At 69.1% G+C, this 16087-nt stretch carries 18 protein-coding genes; 2 read left to right on the forward strand and 16 right to left on the reverse strand.

Translation table 11 applies throughout. The annotated features are described in order from the left end of the window. Nucleotides 1-214 precede the first annotated feature (214 nt). Complete coding sequence (locus NJQ99_RS06045; protein ID WP_269331887.1) at nucleotides 215-811, forward strand: superoxide dismutase; 597 nt, start codon at nucleotides 215-217, stop codon at nucleotides 809-811. A 101-nt stretch (nucleotides 812-912) separates the two neighbouring features. Here NJQ99_RS06045 and NJQ99_RS06050 read toward each other — a convergent pair whose 3' ends face one another. The 5 genes from NJQ99_RS06050 to yajC all read right to left on the reverse strand — a co-directional run bounded on the left by NJQ99_RS06050 (nucleotide 913) and on the right by yajC (nucleotide 5441). Further along, the gene (locus NJQ99_RS06050; protein WP_269331888.1) at nucleotides 913-1944 is read right to left on the reverse strand and encodes a Leu/Phe/Val dehydrogenase; all 1032 of its coding nucleotides are present in this window, start codon (nucleotides 1942-1944) and stop codon (nucleotides 913-915) included. A 94-nt stretch (nucleotides 1945-2038) separates the two neighbouring features. Continuing rightward, nucleotides 2039-2434: an Mth938-like domain-containing protein gene (locus NJQ99_RS06055; RefSeq protein ID WP_269331889.1), complete on the reverse strand. Its 396-nt coding sequence runs from the start codon at nucleotides 2432-2434 to the stop codon at nucleotides 2039-2041. Nucleotides 2435-2460: 26 nt separating this feature from the next. After that, nucleotides 2461-3411, reverse strand: coding sequence for a protein translocase subunit SecF (gene secF, locus NJQ99_RS06060; protein ID WP_269331890.1), 951 nt, complete (start codon nucleotides 3409-3411; stop codon nucleotides 2461-2463). A 13-nt stretch (nucleotides 3412-3424) separates the two neighbouring features. After that, complete coding sequence (secD, locus tag NJQ99_RS06065; RefSeq protein WP_269331891.1) at nucleotides 3425-5035, reverse strand: protein translocase subunit SecD; 1611 nt, start codon at nucleotides 5033-5035, stop codon at nucleotides 3425-3427. A 76-nt stretch (nucleotides 5036-5111) separates the two neighbouring features. Continuing rightward, on the reverse strand, nucleotides 5112-5441 hold the full coding sequence (gene yajC / locus NJQ99_RS06070) for a preprotein translocase subunit YajC (RefSeq protein WP_269331892.1): 330 nt from the start codon (nucleotides 5439-5441) through the stop codon (nucleotides 5112-5114). Nucleotides 5442-5676: 235 nt separating this feature from the next. On the opposite strand from yajC, the gene NJQ99_RS06075 reads away from it, so the two are divergent. After that, nucleotides 5677-6537, forward strand: coding sequence for an ATP-binding protein (locus NJQ99_RS06075; protein ID WP_269331893.1), 861 nt, complete (start codon nucleotides 5677-5679; stop codon nucleotides 6535-6537). Nucleotides 6538-6558: 21 nt separating this feature from the next. On the opposite strand, the gene NJQ99_RS06080 is transcribed toward NJQ99_RS06075, so the two are convergent. From NJQ99_RS06080 to nagZ, 11 genes are all read right to left on the reverse strand, one after another. Continuing rightward, the gene (locus NJQ99_RS06080; protein WP_269331894.1) at nucleotides 6559-8007 is read right to left on the reverse strand and encodes a peptidoglycan DD-metalloendopeptidase family protein; all 1449 of its coding nucleotides are present in this window, start codon (nucleotides 8005-8007) and stop codon (nucleotides 6559-6561) included. Beyond that, entirely contained in the window at nucleotides 7946-8602 is a 657-nt protein-coding gene (locus tag NJQ99_RS06085; protein ID WP_269331895.1) for a protein-L-isoaspartate(D-aspartate) O-methyltransferase, read from the reverse strand. The genes NJQ99_RS06080 and NJQ99_RS06085 overlap by 62 nt, the downstream gene beginning before the upstream one ends. A gap of 16 nt (nucleotides 8603-8618) precedes the next feature. Continuing rightward, nucleotides 8619-9398: a 5'/3'-nucleotidase SurE gene (gene surE / locus NJQ99_RS06090; protein ID WP_269331896.1), complete on the reverse strand. Its 780-nt coding sequence runs from the start codon at nucleotides 9396-9398 to the stop codon at nucleotides 8619-8621. Continuing rightward, complete coding sequence (serS, locus tag NJQ99_RS06095) at nucleotides 9395-10672, reverse strand: serine--tRNA ligase (protein ID WP_269331897.1); 1278 nt, start codon at nucleotides 10670-10672, stop codon at nucleotides 9395-9397. Before serS ends, surE begins: the two co-directional genes overlap by 4 nt. A 90-nt stretch (nucleotides 10673-10762) precedes the next feature. Then, the gene (tatC, locus tag NJQ99_RS06100) at nucleotides 10763-11551 is read right to left on the reverse strand and encodes a twin-arginine translocase subunit TatC (protein WP_269331898.1); all 789 of its coding nucleotides are present in this window, start codon (nucleotides 11549-11551) and stop codon (nucleotides 10763-10765) included. Between the two features lie 25 nt (nucleotides 11552-11576). After that, on the reverse strand, nucleotides 11577-11990 hold the full coding sequence (gene tatB, locus NJQ99_RS06105; protein WP_269331899.1) for a Sec-independent protein translocase protein TatB: 414 nt from the start codon (nucleotides 11988-11990) through the stop codon (nucleotides 11577-11579). 51 nt (nucleotides 11991-12041) lie between these two features. After that, complete coding sequence (locus NJQ99_RS06110) at nucleotides 12042-12269, reverse strand: twin-arginine translocase TatA/TatE family subunit (protein ID WP_269331900.1); 228 nt, start codon at nucleotides 12267-12269, stop codon at nucleotides 12042-12044. A gap of 68 nt (nucleotides 12270-12337) precedes the next feature. Continuing rightward, nucleotides 12338-13408: an ABC transporter ATP-binding protein gene (locus NJQ99_RS06115; RefSeq protein ID WP_269331901.1), complete on the reverse strand. Its 1071-nt coding sequence runs from the start codon at nucleotides 13406-13408 to the stop codon at nucleotides 12338-12340. Nucleotides 13409-13526: 118 nt separating this feature from the next. Next, nucleotides 13527-14234 (reverse strand): SMC-Scp complex subunit ScpB, encoded by a 708-nt coding sequence (gene scpB, locus NJQ99_RS06120; RefSeq protein ID WP_331283270.1) that lies wholly within the window; start codon nucleotides 14232-14234, stop codon nucleotides 13527-13529. A gap of 4 nt (nucleotides 14235-14238) precedes the next feature. Then, nucleotides 14239-15042, reverse strand: a complete 804-nt coding sequence (locus NJQ99_RS06125) for a segregation and condensation protein A (RefSeq protein WP_269331902.1) — start codon at nucleotides 15040-15042, stop codon at nucleotides 14239-14241. A 10-nt stretch (nucleotides 15043-15052) separates the two neighbouring features. Then, nucleotides 15053-16075 (reverse strand): beta-N-acetylhexosaminidase, encoded by a 1023-nt coding sequence (gene nagZ / locus NJQ99_RS06130; RefSeq protein ID WP_269331903.1) that lies wholly within the window; start codon nucleotides 16073-16075, stop codon nucleotides 15053-15055. Nucleotides 16076-16087: the final 12 nt, after the last annotated feature.

Here is a 16087-nt window from a genome sequence, read left to right on the forward strand (position 1 = left end):
TGTCGTGTCCGGGGCGGGGATACCGGCGCGCGCGGCGTCGGGCCGATGCGCTTCCTTGCCCCGCGCCCGTGCGGACGCGGCCTTGGCTGGCAAGGATCCTCCGGCGGGTCCGACGCGTTACGAGACCCAAGGGGTCCGGGGATCAGCGGCTGTCGTACGCGCCCCCCGGCTCCGCCACAACGAATTGACCGCAAGAACCAGGAAAGGACAGGACATGGCGATCGAGCTTCCCCCGCTGCCCTATGCGAAGGACGCGCTGGAGCCGCACATCTCGGCCAACACGCTCGACTTCCACCACGGCAAGCACCACAACACCTATGTTGTGAACCTGAACAAGGCGATCGACGGCACCCCGATGGCGTCGAAGTCGCTGGAAGAGATCATCAAGGCGTCCTGGGCCGAGAAGAACATGGGCGTGTTCAACAACGCCGCCCAGGTCTGGAACCACACCTTCTACTGGAACTCGATGAAGCCCAATGGCGGCGGCAAGCCGACGGGCGACATCGCCGCGAAGATCGACGCCGACTTCGGCTCCTACGAGAAGTTCGCCGAGGAGTTCAAGGCGGCGGGCGCGACGCAGTTCGGTTCCGGCTGGGCGTGGCTCGTGCTCGACGGCGGCAAGCTGAAGGTCACCAAGACGCCGAACGCGGAACTGCCGATGACCTCGGGCGCGACCGCGATCCTGACGATGGACGTGTGGGAGCACGCCTATTACCTCGACTACCAGAACCGCCGGCCTGACTACATGTCGACCTTCCTCGACAAGCTGGTGAACTGGGACTTCGCGAACGCGAACCTGAAGGCGGCCTGATCCCCTTCGAGGGATCGCTGCACGGTCGAAACCTGCAAAAGGGGCGGCTGCCGTCGGGCACCGCCCCTTTCGCATGGATCTGGGCGCTGTGGAGACGCGGCTCAGGCGCGGGCGAAACGCTCCTCCGCGATGCGGTCGGCGATGTCGGAAGTGGCACGGCCTTCCCGCTCCGCCCGCGCGAGGATCTCCCCGACCGTGTCCGCAATGCGGGCGCGGCGGGCGTCGGCCTCCGCTGCGTCGTAGCCCAGCGCGGTGCGCGCCACCTCGATAAGCCCGCCGGCGTTGGCCAGATAGTCGGGCACATAGACGACGCCGCGGGCGCGCAAGGCCTCCCCGTGCCGTGCCTTCGCAAGCTGGTTGTTGGCCGCCCCGCAGACGAGGCGGACGCGCAACTCAGGGATCGTCGCATCATCGAGGCCGGCGCCCATCGCGCACGGTGCGAAGATGTCGGCGTCGGCGCGGTGGATCGCGTCCGGGCTCGCGCGGGTCGCCCCTGTCTCCACCGCCACGGACTGTGCGCGATCGGTGTCGATGTCGGAGACGACGAGACGCGCCCCCTCCACCGACAGCATCCGGGCTAGGCTCGCCCCCACATGGCCGAGGCCCTGGATCGCAACCCGCACGCCGTCCATGCAGTCGCTGCCCGTCATGTGCCGCCACGCCGCCTTCATGGCAATCAGGACGCCGGCCGCTGTCTTGGGACTGGGGTCGCCGACCCCGGCAGAAATCCCGCCGACATGGGACGTCTGGGTACGCACGGCGTCCATGTCCTCGACCGTCGTACCCACATCCTCCGCCACGATGTAGCGTCCGCCCAGCGCATCGACCGCACGGCCGAAGGCGCGGAAGAGTTCGGGCGACTTGTGCCGCGCGGGATCGCCAAGGATCACCGACTTGCCGCCGCCCAGTGCCAGGCCCGCCAGCGCGGCCTTGTAGGTCATGGCGCGCGACAGACGCAATGCGTCGGCGATGGCGTCCGCCTCGTGCGCGTAGGACCACATGCGACAGCCGCCGAGCGCTGGCCCCAGCGAGGTATTGTGGATCGCGACGATCGCGCGCAGCCCCGTCGCCGCGTCTGTCACGAAGATCACGCGCTCGTGCCCGTCGAAATCGGGGGCCGTGAACAGGGTCATGGCCGCGCCCTCCTCGCCCATCGCTGCGGAATATGGCACAGGAGGCAAGCGTGCGGCCGAATCCGCCCCTGGGGCAAGGCCCGGGAAAACCCGGTCAGGCGACCGCGATCAGCGCGGCGGCGACGCGCCGGGCCTCGGACAGCAGCACATTGTAGGTCCGGCAGGCCGCACCGGTATCCATGAACTCGACGCCGATCCCCTGCGCCTCCAGGTCCGCGACGACGTCCGGCGCAGGCCGCGCGATCCGCGCGCCCGTGCCGATCAGCAGCACGTCGACGGCGTTGCTGCCCGATGCCCCTGCCTCACGCACGGGCGCAAGACTTTCAGCCGTAAGCCCGCCCAGATCTGCGATCCCCCACGGCAGGATACCGGACGGAAGCAGCAGCAGCGAACCCTCGTGGAAGGTGCCCTGGATGCGGAACCCGCCGTCTCCGTACCCGTCGACGGGCGGCTGGCCGGAGAAGACGAGCTCTTCGAGACGGATCGACATGTGCGCCTCCGTGGCCAGCCTGGTCGTCAGGCGCTGGCGCCCTTCGTCGTCTTGCCCGCGCCCTCCCCGCTCCAGTCGCGGCGCACGCCCAGGTACTTGAGCGTCGGCGAGGCGATGAAGATCGAGGAATAGGTGCCGATCACAATGCCGAAGATCATCGCGAACACGAAATTGTGGATCACCGGACCGCCGAAATAGAACAGGGCAAGCAGCGCCAGCAGCGTCGTGCCCGAGGTCACGAGGGTGCGCGACAGCGTCTCGTTGATCGAGAGGTCGATCAGCTCCGGCAGGTCCATCTTCTTGTACTTGCGGAGATTCTCCCGAATCCGGTCGTACACGACGACCGTGTCGTTGATCGAGTAGCCGAGAATGGTCAGCAGCGCGGCAACGATGGGCAGGCCGAACTCCAGCTGGAAGACCGAAAATATGCCGAGCGTCAGGATCACGTCGTGGGTCAGCGACGCGACCGCGCCTACCCCGAACTGCGTGTCGAACCGCAGCCAGATGTAGAACAGCATCGCGATGACGGCGACAACGACCGCGAGCACGCCGTCGAACACGAGCTCGTCGCCCACCTTCGGCCCCACGACCTCGACCCGGCGGTAGGAGACGCCCTCACCGAACCGCTCACCCAGCGCGGCGCGAACCTCGGTCACGACGGCCTGCTGGGCAGCGTCCCCGCCCGGCTGCTCCGCCACGCGGATCAGCACGTCGTTGGCGTTGCCGAACTCCTGCACCTGGACCTCGCCGAGGCCCAGGCCGCCCATCACCTCGCGCACGGCGCCAAGGTCGGCGGGCTCCTCGAAGCCGATCTCGATCATCGTGCCGCCCTGGAAGTCGATGCCGAAATTGAGGCCGATGGTCGCGACCGCGCCGATGGACGCAATCACGAGAAGCCCCGACGCCAGGAAGAAGGCGCGCGCGAACCGCATGAACGGAATGTGCGGTATCTTGCCGGAACGGTGGAACCAGGCCATGCGGGCCGTCTCCTCAGATTGCAAGGGTCTTGGGGCGCGCGCGGCGCACCCACAGGGCCACCATAAGGCGGGTCAGCATGACGGCAGTGAACACCGAGGTGATGATGCCGATCCCCAACGTGACGGCGAAACCGCGCACCGGGCCGGAGCCCAGCTGGAAGAGGATGGCAGCGGCGATCAGCGTGGTGACGTTGGCGTCGATGATCGTGCCGAACGCGCGCTGGTAGCCGGTGTCGATGGCGTTCACGGGACTCTTGCCGTTGGCGAGCTCCTCCCGTATCCGCTCGAACACGAGCACGTTGGCATCGACCGCCATGCCCATCGTCAGCACGATGCCCGCGATGCCGGGAAGCGTCAGCGTCGCGCCCAGCGCCGACAGCGCGCCCACGATGAGCACCAGGTTCACGACCAGCGCCAGCGCCGCGAAGATACCGAAACGCGCATAGTAGATGGCCATGAAGGCGATGACCGAGACGAACCCGACGACGGCGGCCACCTCGCCCGCCTCGATCGAATCCTGGCCGAGGTCGGGACCGACGGTCCGCTCCTCCACGATCACGAGCGAGGCAGGCAGCGCGCCCGCCCGCAGCAGGATCGCGAGGTTGTTCGCGCTCTCGAACGTGAAATTGCCGGTGATGATGCCGTTGCCGCCGAGGATCGGGCTCTGGATCACCGGCGCGGAGATCACCTTGCCGTCGAGCACGATGGCGAAGGGCCGTCCGACATTGGCGGTGGTCACGTCGCCGAACTTCTTGGCGCCCGCGCCGTCGAAGCGGAAGCCAACCGCGGGCTGGCCGCCCTGATCGGTCGTCGGGAAGGCGTCGACAAGGCTTTCGCCCGTCACCAGGGCTCGCTTCTCCACGACATATTGCTGGTTGTAGCCGTCCTGGGAAGGCACGACCATCCCGCTCGGCGGAACGTTTCCGGCGGCGATATCCTGCGGCGAAACGCCCACGTCGACGAGATGGAAGGTCATCTTCGCCGTCTCGGTGATGATCTGCTTGAGGCCCGCCACGTCACGCAAGCCAGGCACCTGCACGAGGATGCGGTCGGAGCCCTGGCGCTGGATCGTCGGGTCGAGCGTGCCGAGCGCGTCGATCCGGCGCCGCAGCACCGTGATCGCCTGCGCGACCGTGTTGGCGGCCCGCTGCTCCTGCGCCGCCTCGGTCATCACGATGCGGACGAGCGTGCTCTCCTCGACCGAAACCTCGAGATCGGGACCGCCGCCGATTCCGGCCATGCCGGTGTCGACCGTGCCGATCAGGCCACGGATGCGGGAAAGCGCGGTGTCCATCTCCGCCTGGTCGCGGATCCGGACGACCACCGCCCCGTCGACAACACGCAGCGCGGTGTAGCCGATGCTCGGCGTCTGGCCGCGCAGCACGTCGCGCACGTCGTCGCGCACCGTCTCCAGCCGGTCGAGATAGACCTCCTCGACATCCAGTTCGAGCAGCAGGTGCGCGCCCCCCTGCAGGTCGAGGCCGAGGCGCACCTGGTCGCTGGGCACGGCATCGGGCAGGCTGTCGAGCACCGAGCGCGGCAACACGTTCGGCAAGGCGAAGATCAGACCCGCGAGACAGACCGCGAGGATCGTGAGGATCTTCCAGCGTGCGAAATAGAGCATGGACTAGCGGCCCGACCCTGTTGGACGATTGCGCAGAGGCATGTGGCCAGCATGCACCGGCCAGACAAGCCGGGGATTACTTTTCCGCCGGCTCGCCCTTGGAGACGACGTCGGCGACGGTCGAGCGCACGATCCGCACCCGCACGCCGTCGGCGAGTTCCACCTCCAGCTCACCGTCGTCCACGACCTTGGTCACCTTCGCGAGGATGCCGCCGCCGGTCACGATCTTGTCGCCGCGGCGCACCGCCTCGATCTTCGCGCGATGCTCCTTCATCCGCTTCTGCTGCGGACGGATGAGCAGGAAATAGAAGATCGCGATGATCGCGATGATGAAGGGAAGCTGAAGGAGAAAGGCGTCTGCTCCGCCCCCACCAGCGGCCTGGGCATATGCCGGCGTCACGAACATCAGGAAACCCTCGGAATCTGGTTGGCATGGCGGCGCGGCGCATGCGGCGGACCTGCCGCCGGTACGGCCCCGCCGCAAAGTGTGCGGACTATACCGGGCGACCCCAGGATTGCAAGGGATGCAAGGCCCCCTGCGCCCTCGCGAACGCCCGCGGCACTTGCGCACAGGCTACCCCGGTCCTAAACGGGGGACCGAACCCAGAAGACGAGCGCCCCATCGAGGAGAGCCCGTGCCGATGACCGTTTCCGATCCGCTCGCAGCCGACATCGCCCGCATCGCCGACGCGCTGGAGCGGCTGGCTCCGCCCGCCCCGCCGGTCGTGGACCTTGCCGCCGCCGACGCCTTCGTCTGGCACGCCGGGCCCGACTGGCTCGAACCCGTCGCAAAGGTGAACCGGGTCGACATGTCCCTGCTGCACGGCATCGACCGGATGCGCGATGCGCTCTACGAGAACACGCAGCGCTTCGCCGACGGGTTTCCGGCGAACAACGCCCTGCTCTGGGGTGCGCGCGGCATGGGGAAAAGCTCGCTCGTCAAGGCGATCCATGCAGAGCTTCTGCGCGACCGTCCGGGCCGCCTCGTGCTTGTCGAGATCCACCGCGAGGATCTCGTCAGCCTGCCCCGCCTGATGAAGGCGATCCGCGGCCTCGACCGCCGCTTCATCGTTTTCTGCGACGACCTGTCGTTCGATTCCGACGACACGACCTACAAGTCACTCAAGGCCGCGCTCGACGGCGGGATCGAGGGCCGGCCGGAGAACGTCGTGTTCTACGCCACCTCGAACCGGCGGCATCTCATGCCGCGCGACATGATGGAAAACGAGCGCTCGACCGCCATCAACCCGTCGGAAGCGGTGGAGGAGAAGGTGTCGCTCTCGGACCGCTTCGGCCTCTGGCTCGGCTTCCACAATTGCGGTCAGGACGAGTTCCTGGCGATGATCGAGGGCTATATCGCCCACTATGACATCGACGTCCCGCGCGAGACCTGGCAGCCGGAAGCGCTGGAATGGGCGATGACGCGGGGCGCGCGTTCGGGCCGCGTCGCGTGGCAGTTCATCACCGACCTCGCGGGACGCACCGGCACCCGGCTCGGCTGAGCCGGGTGCCAGCGACATTTTTCAGCCGTTGCCGCGCGCCGCGCCGCCGCCCGCAACCGGGCGCTGCTCGAGGAAGGGCACGGGATCGAGCGCGACCGTGCCCTTGCGGATCTCGAAGTGCACCTGCGGCTCGCTGACGCCGCCGGTCGTGCCCGCCAGCGCGACGACCTGGCCCTTGCGGACCGTCTGGCCCTTCTGGACGAGCAGTTCCTTGGCATGGGCATAGGCCGTGACGTATCCGCCCCCGTGCGAGACGAGGACGAGGTTGCCATAGCCCGCAAGCTCGTTGCCGACATAGACGACGCGCCCGTCTTCCGCCGCGCGGATGCGCGTTCCTTCCGGGACAGCGATGTTCACGCCGTCGTTGCGCCGTCCGTCGGGCGTCGGGCCGAAGCCCGCGAGCACCGTTCCCTCGACCGGCCACGCGAAGGAGGGCGAGTCGCTGGCAGCCGGCGCATCGTTGCGCTCGGGGTAGGTGGGCGTCTGCTCGCGCGGCGCGACGGCAGCGACCTGCTGCTGCGCCGGGGCCGCACGCTCGACCGGTGCCACGGGGGCCGCGGCGCGCTGAGGCGCAGGGGCAACGGCGACACGCTCTTCCCGCGCGGCGGGCGCTGCAGGAGCCGGCACCGCTGCCGCGGGCTTCGCACGCGGCGTGGCCGCTGCGACGCGGGCGGGCGCGGGCTCGGCCGGTGCGGCATCGCGCGCGGCGGTATTCTCCCACGCGGAACCGCGCAGCGCGTCGGGCGCGCGGGCCACCTTCCGCTCCGCCGGGGCGCGGGTCTGCACCGCTGCAGAGGGCTGGGTAGAGGGCCGGGGCGCCGAAGCGACCGCCGTACCCGTCCCGCCGGAGGGCGCGACCTTCAGGGTCTGCCCGACGCGGATCGCCTGCGACCGGCTGATGGCGTTCCAATCCTCCAGACCGTCGACGCGAACGCCATAGGTCCGCGAAATCGAGAACAGCGTGTCGCCGGGCGCGACCGTATGCGTCGCGGCACCCGAAACGCGCGTGGCTGCCGGGGCGGCTGCAGGTTCGCGCGCCGGCGCCGATGCCGATGGCGTGCGGGCGGCATATTGGGCACGCCTTTCTGCAAAGGTACGGGGCTCCGCCTCCCGGGGCGCCTCGGCACGCGGCGCGGGTGCATCCAGGCGGCTGACCGCCACCGGCTCCGGCGCGGCAATGCGGGAGACCTGCACGTCGCCTGCCGGCGCTGGCGGATAATAGGCCTCCGGCTCCTGCCAGCTGCGCAGCGGCTGCGCCGGGGCGGAGGACGCCATGCGCGTCGGGCTATCCATGTAGGCGTTGCCCTTCACGATGGGCGCCGGCGTGCTGCGCGCGCAGGCCGCAAGGCCGACACACAGGCCGGCAACGGCAACGCCGCGCAGAAGCGTGCTCAGGCGGGGCCGCGCGCTATCCCTCGCGGGCGATTCCGGAAACGAGCGGGACGAAGCGAACCGGCAGTAGGTCTTCATGGCGAATCCCCGTATCATCCTTTGTCACACGGACGAGGACCTGATGGTCCGAATCACGTCCGACGGGAATCACCATGATGCCGCCAATTTTCAATTGGTCCACAAGTGTTTGAGGAATTTCCTCCCCGGCGGCGGTAACGATGATGCGGTCGAAGGGCGCCTGCTCGGGCCAGCCCAGCATCCCGTCGCCGATCTTGCTCACCACCGTGTGCAGTTCCAGCGCCTCGAACCGCGCGCGCGCCTCGCGCAGCAGCGTCGGGAACCGCTCGACAGTGTAGACGCGCCTGCACAGGCGCGCCAGCACCGCCGCCTGGTAGCCCGAGCCGGTGCCGATTTCCAGCACGCGGTCGCGCGGCCCGACCTTCAGCGCCTCGGTCATGAAGGCCACGACATAGGGCTGGCTGATCGTCTGTCCGAACTCGATGGGCAGGGCCAGATCGTCATAGGCCTTGTCGGCGAAGGTACCCGGCACGAAGAGATGCCGCGGCGTCGCCTCCATCGCGTCGAGCACGCGCTTGTCGCGGATCCCGGCGCGGATCAGGCCGAGGATCAGCTTGGCGCGTTCCTCGTCGGTCGAGGGGACGGGGTTGCCCATGGGGCCTCCAGAGGGTTCAGCCGATGGCCTGCTCGAAATGCGCGGCCACCGACCGCTCGGTCAGGTCGAGGTGCAGCGGCGTGACCGAGATCGCGCCCTGGTAGACGGTGTTGAGGTCGGTCCCCTCGCCCGGCTTGCTCTCCACCCGGCGGAAACCGAGCCAGAAGTACGGCACGCCGCGCCCGTCCTGCCGCTCGAGGATATGCAGCGCGGACTGGTCACGCTGCCCCTGGCGGGTGACCTTGATGCCCGCGACGCCGTCGGGGTGCACGTCGGGAAAGTTGATGTTGACGAGCACGTGCGCGGGCCAGCCCGCGTCGACGAGCTTCTTCACCAGCGGCGCGCCGTGCGCCTCCGCCGTCCCCCACGGAACGGTGCGGTTGTTGATGCCCCACGCCTGCGACAGCGCGATCGAGGGCACGCCGAGGATCGTGCCCTCCATGGCCGCGGCGATGGTGCCTGAATAGGTCACGTCCTCCGCCATGTTCTGGCCGCGGTTGACGCCCGACAGGATCAGGTCGGGCTTGTGATCCTTGAGGATGTGCTTGACCGCCATCATCACGCAGTCGGTCGGCGTGCCGAGCACGGCGTAGCGCCGCTCCTCCACCTGGCGCAGGCGCAGCGGCAGGTGGAGCGTCAGGGAGTGCGAGGCGCCAGACTGCTCCGTCTCCGGCGCGACCACCCAGACATCGTCGGAAAGCTGGCTGGCAATCGCCTCCAGCACCTTCAGGCCGGGCGCATGGATGCCGTCGTCGTTGGTGAGGAGGATCCGGCACCCGGGGAGAAGTTTCGTCACGGTTCTATCCTTTGCATCCCGCCCATGTAGGGTCTCAGCGCCTCGGGCACCGTCACCGAGCCGTCGGCGTTCTGGTAGTTCTCGAGCACGGCGACGAGCGTGCGCCCGACCGCGAGGCCGGAGCCGTTCAGCGTGTGCACGAATTCCGTCTTCTTGCTGTCTGCGGCGCGGACGCGCGCGTTCATCCGCCGCGCCTGGAAGTCGCGGCAGTTGGAGCAGGAGGAAATCTCCCGGTAGGTATCCTGGCCGGGCAGCCAGACCTCGATGTCATAGGTCTTGGCGGCCGAGAAGCCCATGTCGCCGGTACACAGAACGATCACGCGATAGGGAAGCCCCAGCGCCTGGAGGATGCCCTCGGCACAGGCCGTCATGCGCTCATGCTCGGCCTCGGAGGCGTCCGCCGTCGTGATCGAGACAAGCTCGACCTTGGCGAACTGGTGCTGGCGGATCAGGCCGCGCGTGTCCTTGCCGGCCGCCCCCGCCTCCGCCCGGAAGCAGGGCGTCCACGCGGTCAGGCGCATCGGCAGGGCCGCCTCGTCAAGGATCTCCTCGCGCACGAGATTGGTCAGCGGCACCTCGGCGGTCGGGATGAGCCAGCGCCCGTCCGTCGTGCGGAACAGATCCTCGCCGAACTTCGGAAGCTGGCCGGTGCCGAACATGGTCTCGTCGCGCACCATGAAGGGCGGGTTGACCTCCATGTAGCCGTTCTCGTCCGTGTGGCGGTCGAGCATGAACTGCGCAAGCGCGCGTTCCAGCCGGGCGAGCGGCCCTGTGAGCACCGAGAAGCGCGCGCCCGACAGCTTCGACGCCCGCTCGAAATCCATGTGCCCCAGCGCCTCGCCGATCTCGAAATGCTGCTTCGGCGCGAAGTCGAAGGTGCGCGGCGTGCCCCAGCGGCGCAATTCCACGTTCTCGCTCTCATCGGCGCCTTCCGGCACGTCGGACGCGGGAATATTGGGCAGCGTGGCAAGCACCTGGTCGAGCGCGTCGGTGGCCGCCTTCGCCTCGTCCTCGGCGGCCTGCATGTCGGTCTTGAGGGCCGTCACCTCCGCCATCAGGGCCTGGGCGCGCGCCTCGTCCCCCTGCCCCTTCGCCTGGCCGATCTCCTTCGACGCGGCGTTGCGGCGGGTCTGCATTTCCTGCGCCCGCGCGATCAGGGACCGGCGGCGGTCGTCCATGGAGACGAGGTCGGCGGCGCGCGCCTCTGCCCCGCGCGCGGTCATTGCGGCGTCGAAGGCGTCGGCGTTCTCGCGAATCCAGCGGATGTCGAGCATGGAATCGGCACTCCGGTCCGGTTGAAGGCGGGGCCGATATACGACGCGCGCCGCGCATCCGTCCAGTGAGGCGGCGCGGGGCCGGTTGCCCTACCCCTCCGCCTCCTCGGCGGCGCGGGCGGCGGCCTGCTTGCGCTCCGTCCGGGAGACGGCCCAGACCGAGAACTCGTAGAGCAGGATGATCGGCAGCGCGAGGCCGATCTGGCTGATCGGATCGGGCGGCGTGAGGATGGCGGCGGCCGCGAAGATGCCAACAACGGCGTACTTGCGCCCGCGCTTCAGCCCGTCGGCCGAGGTGAGCCCCACCCGCGCCATCAGGATCAGCAGGATCGGAAGCTGGAAGCTGATCCCGAAGGCCAGGATCAGCGTCATGACGAGCGAGAGGTACTCGCTGACCCGCGTTTCCAGCTGGATCGGCAAGGGCGTGTCCTGTCCGGTCGTCTGGAAGCTCAGGAAGAACTCCAGCGCCAGCGGCATGATGAGGAAGTAGACGAGGCTCGCCCCGATCAGGAACAACACCGGCGTCGCCAGCAGGAAGGGCAGGAACGCGCGCTTCTCGTGGCTGTAGAGGCCCGGCGCCACGAATGCCCAGATCTGGTTCGCGATCATCGGGAAGGCGAGGCAGAACCCGCCGAACAGCGACAGCTTGAGATAGGTGAAGAAGGCTTCCTGCGGCGCGGTGATGATCATGCGCGCCTGCTCTCCGCCATAGGCGTTGGCGAGCGGCTGCGCGAGAAAGCCGTAAATGTCCTCGGAGAAGTAATAGCAGACGACGAACGCCACCGCGAGAAACGCCATCGCGCGCATCAGCCGCTGGCGCAATTCGATCAGGTGCTCGATGAGCGGGGCGCGCGAGGCGTCGATATCATCCTCGCTCACAGCCATGCCCCCCGAACCAGACCGTTCATCCGCGTTCGCGCTCCACCTCTGCCGCCGCGGGCGCGGGCTTTTCACCCTGCTCCGCCGCCGCCGGCACGGCAGCTGTCTCCCCGACCGGTTGCTCCGCCGCAGCCTTCGCCGCGGGCGCCTTTTCGTCCGCGTCCGCCGCCGGCGTTGCGGCAACGGCCTTCGGCTTCGGCGCCGACGAGCCGGAGGTCGGGTCCATGCGGGTCATCTGCTCGACATCCTTGCGGATGGACGTCAGCTCCTCGTCGCGCACCATGTCCTCGATGCCCTGCTGGAACTCCGACGCCATGCGCTTGGCCTTGCGGATCCACTGGCCGACGCTGCGCATCAGGCGCGGAAGGTCCTTCGGTCCGACGACGATGATCGCCACGACCGCGATGACGAGAAGCTCAGACCAGCCGAGATCGAGCATGACAGCCCATCACAGGACCCGATTGGAAAGGCGGAGCGCGGAAGACGCGCCTCAGCTTCCCGTCGTGGTCTTGTCCTTTTCCGGCGTGACGTCGATCGTCGAGGCGGACTTGTCTTCGACGGGCTTCTTGGCGACTTCGGTGTCGTCGTCGTTCATGCCCTTCTTGAAGCTCTTGATGCCCTTGGCGACGTCGCCCATCAGATCGGAGATCTTGCCGCGGCCGAACAGCAGCACGACCAGAAGCGCGACGATCAGGATCTGCCAGAAGCTGATACCCATGTTCTAACTCCATTCCGGCGCCGGTCCTGTCGGCGGACCGTTCGCGCCACTCCCTGCATCCCAATTACCTAGTCACTTCCCTGCGCGGACGCAAAGACAAATGCGCCCTCGGGATCGATGCGAACCCGCGCCCGCCCGCCGATGTCCACCGGCGCGCGACCGGGAACGAGCGCCTGCACGCGGACGGCGTTTCCGGGCAGCGCAAGCTCCGTCAGCGTCTCGTGCCCCATGAAGCGGGCGGCCGTCACCTCCGCCGCGATCCCATCGCCGCTCTCGTCGGTATCGATCAGCACCGCCTCGGGGCGCACGCACACGCGCACGCGCGCGCCGTCTGCCATCTCGCCGGCCGGCACGGGACCTGCCGGCGTCATCGCCATGCCGCCCGTCACCCGCACCTCGAACTCGTTGAGGTCACTGAAGAAATAGGCCGCGTCGCGGTCGACCGGATCCTCGTAGATCTCCAGCGGCGTTCCGGCCTGCACCACCTGGCCCGCGCGCATCAGCACGATGCGGTCGGCGACGCGCAGCGCCTCCTCCGGCTCGTGCGTGACGAAGAGCGTGGCCGCGTCCGCCGCCTTCAGGATCGCGATGGTCTGGTCGCGCACCTGGTCGCGCAGGCGCCGGTCGAGGCCGGAGAACGGTTCGTCCATCAGGATCACGCCGGGGCGCGGCGCAAGCGCGCGGGCGAGCGCGACGCGCTGCTGCTCGCCGCCCGACAGCGTGTGCGGCCATGCCTTCGCAAGGTGGGAGAGTCCGACGAGGTCCAGCACCTCCGCCGCGCGGGCCGCACGCTCCCGGCCCGACATCCGCGTCAGGCCGAAGGTCACGTTGCCGGTCACGTCGAGGTGCGGGAAGAGCGCGAAGTCCTGGAACATCAGGCCCACCCCCCGGTCCTCCGGAGGTACGAAGAGGCCCCGCCCGGCGACGAGGCGTCCGTCGATGTAGACTTCGCCCGCGTCGGGCCGTTCGAGCCCGGCAGCGATCCGGAGCGTCGTCGTCTTGCCGCAGCCCGAGGGCCCCAGAAGGCACACCACCTCGCCCGCGCCAACGTTGATCGACACCTCGTCCGCGGCGGTCACGCCGCCGAAGCGGCGGGTAACGGCGCGCAGGCTGAGACCGTGATCGAGCGGATGGGACATGGGCAGTCGGGTGCCTTCGGCGTGCGGAATGGCGAAGCGGCCGGATAAGTGGCCTCTTAGCTAGGACAAAGCTGCCGCCCGATCAATCGCCCGGGTGACTGGGCGGGTTACTGGCCGGTCAGAAACCGTCGCGGTCGTCGAGGCGCATCGCGGCCTCCGCCTCGCGCTCGGCGTCCGACAGACCGTCGTCGTCCTCCTCCCCGTCGAGGCCCATCTCCTCCGGCGGGGTGAAGCCCGGCGGCGGCTCGGCCGAGAGGAAGCCCGCCTCGCGCAGCTCCTTCGCGCCCGGCAGGTCCTTCAGTGCCTCCAGCCCGAAATGGTCGAGGAAGCCTTGCGTCGTCACGAAGGTCACGGGCCGCCCCGGCGTCTGGCGGCGGCGGCCGAGCTTCACCCAACCGATCTCGACAAGCTGGTCGAGCGTGCCGCGCGCGATGCCGACGCCGCGCACCTCCTCGATCTCGGTGCGGGTGACCGGCTGGTGATAGGCGATGATGGCCAGCGTCTCGATAGCCGCGCGGGACAGCTTGCGCTCCTCCTCCACCTCCTTGCGCATGAGGAAGGCGAGGTCGGGCGCGGTGCGGAAGGCCCAGGCCGTGCCGACCTTGCGCAGGTTCACGCCGCGGTTGGCATAATCGCGCGAGAGCGTCTCCAGCAGGGGCGCGGGGTCGACGCCTTCGGGCAGACGCTCGGCGATGGCGGATTCCTCGACCGGGCTGGCGGACGCGAACACCAGCGCCTCGATCAGCCGCAGATGGTCGCGCATCGCCGGGTCGGCGAGCAGTCCCTTCATCACCGTGCCCTGGGGGCGATCCGTCTCGTCTGCCATGTCCTCACTCCTTGCGCCGCCGGATCTCCAGCGGCCCGAAGGTTTCCGATTGCCGCAGGTCCAGCTGGCCCTGCCGGACAAGTTCGAGTGTCGCGGCGAAGGTGCCCGCCAGCGCCGAGCGCGAGCGCCCGCCCTGGCGCAGTTCCGGCGGCAGGAAGCTTTCGAGATCCGTCCAGTCGCCGATGTGCCCCACCAGCGTGCGCATCCGGTTGAGCGCGTCGTCCATCGTGTAGACGAAGGGGCGGCGCACCTCGTAGGTCTCGCGGATGTGGCTCGACTTCACCGCGGCATAGGCGCTGAGCAGGTCGAAGAGCGTCGCGGTGTGCGTCGTGGTGCGCGTCACCGTCACCTTCTCCGGCACGCCGCGCGCAAAGACGTCGCGCCCCAGCCGGTCGCGCGCGAAAAGCCGCGCCGCGGCCTGGCGCATTGCGTCGAGACGCTGCAGCCGGAACGCCAGCCGCGCGGCCAGCTCCTCCCCCGATGGGCCGTCCGCCTGCGGCTTGGGGAGCAGCAGGCGGGACTTGAGATAGGCGAGCCAGGCGGCCATCACGAGATAGTCGGCGGCAAGCTCGATGCGCTTCTCGCGCACCTCGGCCACAAAGGCGAGATACTGCTCGGCAAGCGCGAGGATGGAGATCTGCCGCAGGTCCACCTTCTGCTGTCGGGCGAGCGTCAGAAGAAGGTCGAGCGGCCCCTCGAACCCGTCGATGTCGACGACAAGCGCCTCGCCCTCGTCCCGCGTCTCGATGTCCGCAAGATCGAACGGCTCGTCATCGTCGCTGCCGGATGCGGGACCACCCTTCGCCATGGCTCAAGGCTTACGCCGGAAGCACGGGCGCAAGCAAGGCATCGCGGCGGGCGAGCAGGTCGCCACCGTCCGCCGGCGCAGGCCTCCGCACCCGCGCGAGCGCCGCCTCGACGCGGGCAAGCGCCGCACCCGACAGCCGCGGCACGCCGTCCAGCACCTCGGCCATCTCAGCCATCTCTCCGTTGCAATGGAGCGCCACGTCGCACCCTGCCGCGATCGCGTCCGCCGCCCGCTCCCCCAGCGTTCCGGAGAGCGCCTTCATCGAGAGATCGTCCGAAAGGATCACGCCCTCGATCCCCATTTCGCCGCGCATCACGCCCTCGACGACCGCGCGCGAGAGCGTGGCAGGCCGCACAGCATCGAGGGTGGTGTAGACCACGTGCGCCGTCATCGCGAAGGGCGCGTCGGCCAGCGCACGGAAAGGCGCAAAGTCGCGGGCGAGCGCGGCGCGGCCGGCCTCCACCACCGGCAATTCCTCGTGGCTGTCGGCGCGCGCACGGCCATGGCCCGGCACGTGCTTGATCACGGGCAGGACGCCGCCCGACAGCAGCCCGTCCATGACGGCACGGCCGAGCGGGATCACCACCTCCGGGTCGCCGGAAAAGGCGCGGTCGCCGACGATGTCATGCGCGTCCGGGTCACGCACGTCGATCATCGGCGCGCAATTGACCGTGATTCCGAGGGGCGCAAGCTCGGCCGCCTGAAGCGCGGCATTGAGCCAGGCCGCCTCGCACGCGGCGTCCGGGTCCGCCTCGTAAAGCGCCCCGAACACCGCCGCCGGAGGATAGTCGCGCCAGTGCGGCGGGCGCAGGCGCTGCACCCGGCCGCCTTCCTGGTCGATCAGCACGGGCGCATCGGCGCGGCCGACCGTCTCCCTGAAGTCCGCGACCAGCGCGCGGACCTGGGCCGGATCCGTGCAATTGCGACGGAAGAGGATGAGGCCCAGCGGATCGGAAGCGCGGAACAGCGCCCGCTCCTGCGCGCTCAATCCTTCGCCCAGGCACCCGACGATGGCTGCGCGCGGCCCCGTCATGTCCAAGGCCAC

Source organism: Futiania mangrovi, from assembly GCF_024158125.1.
Taxonomy (GTDB): Bacteria; Pseudomonadota; Alphaproteobacteria; order Futianiales; family Futianiaceae; genus Futiania; species Futiania mangrovi.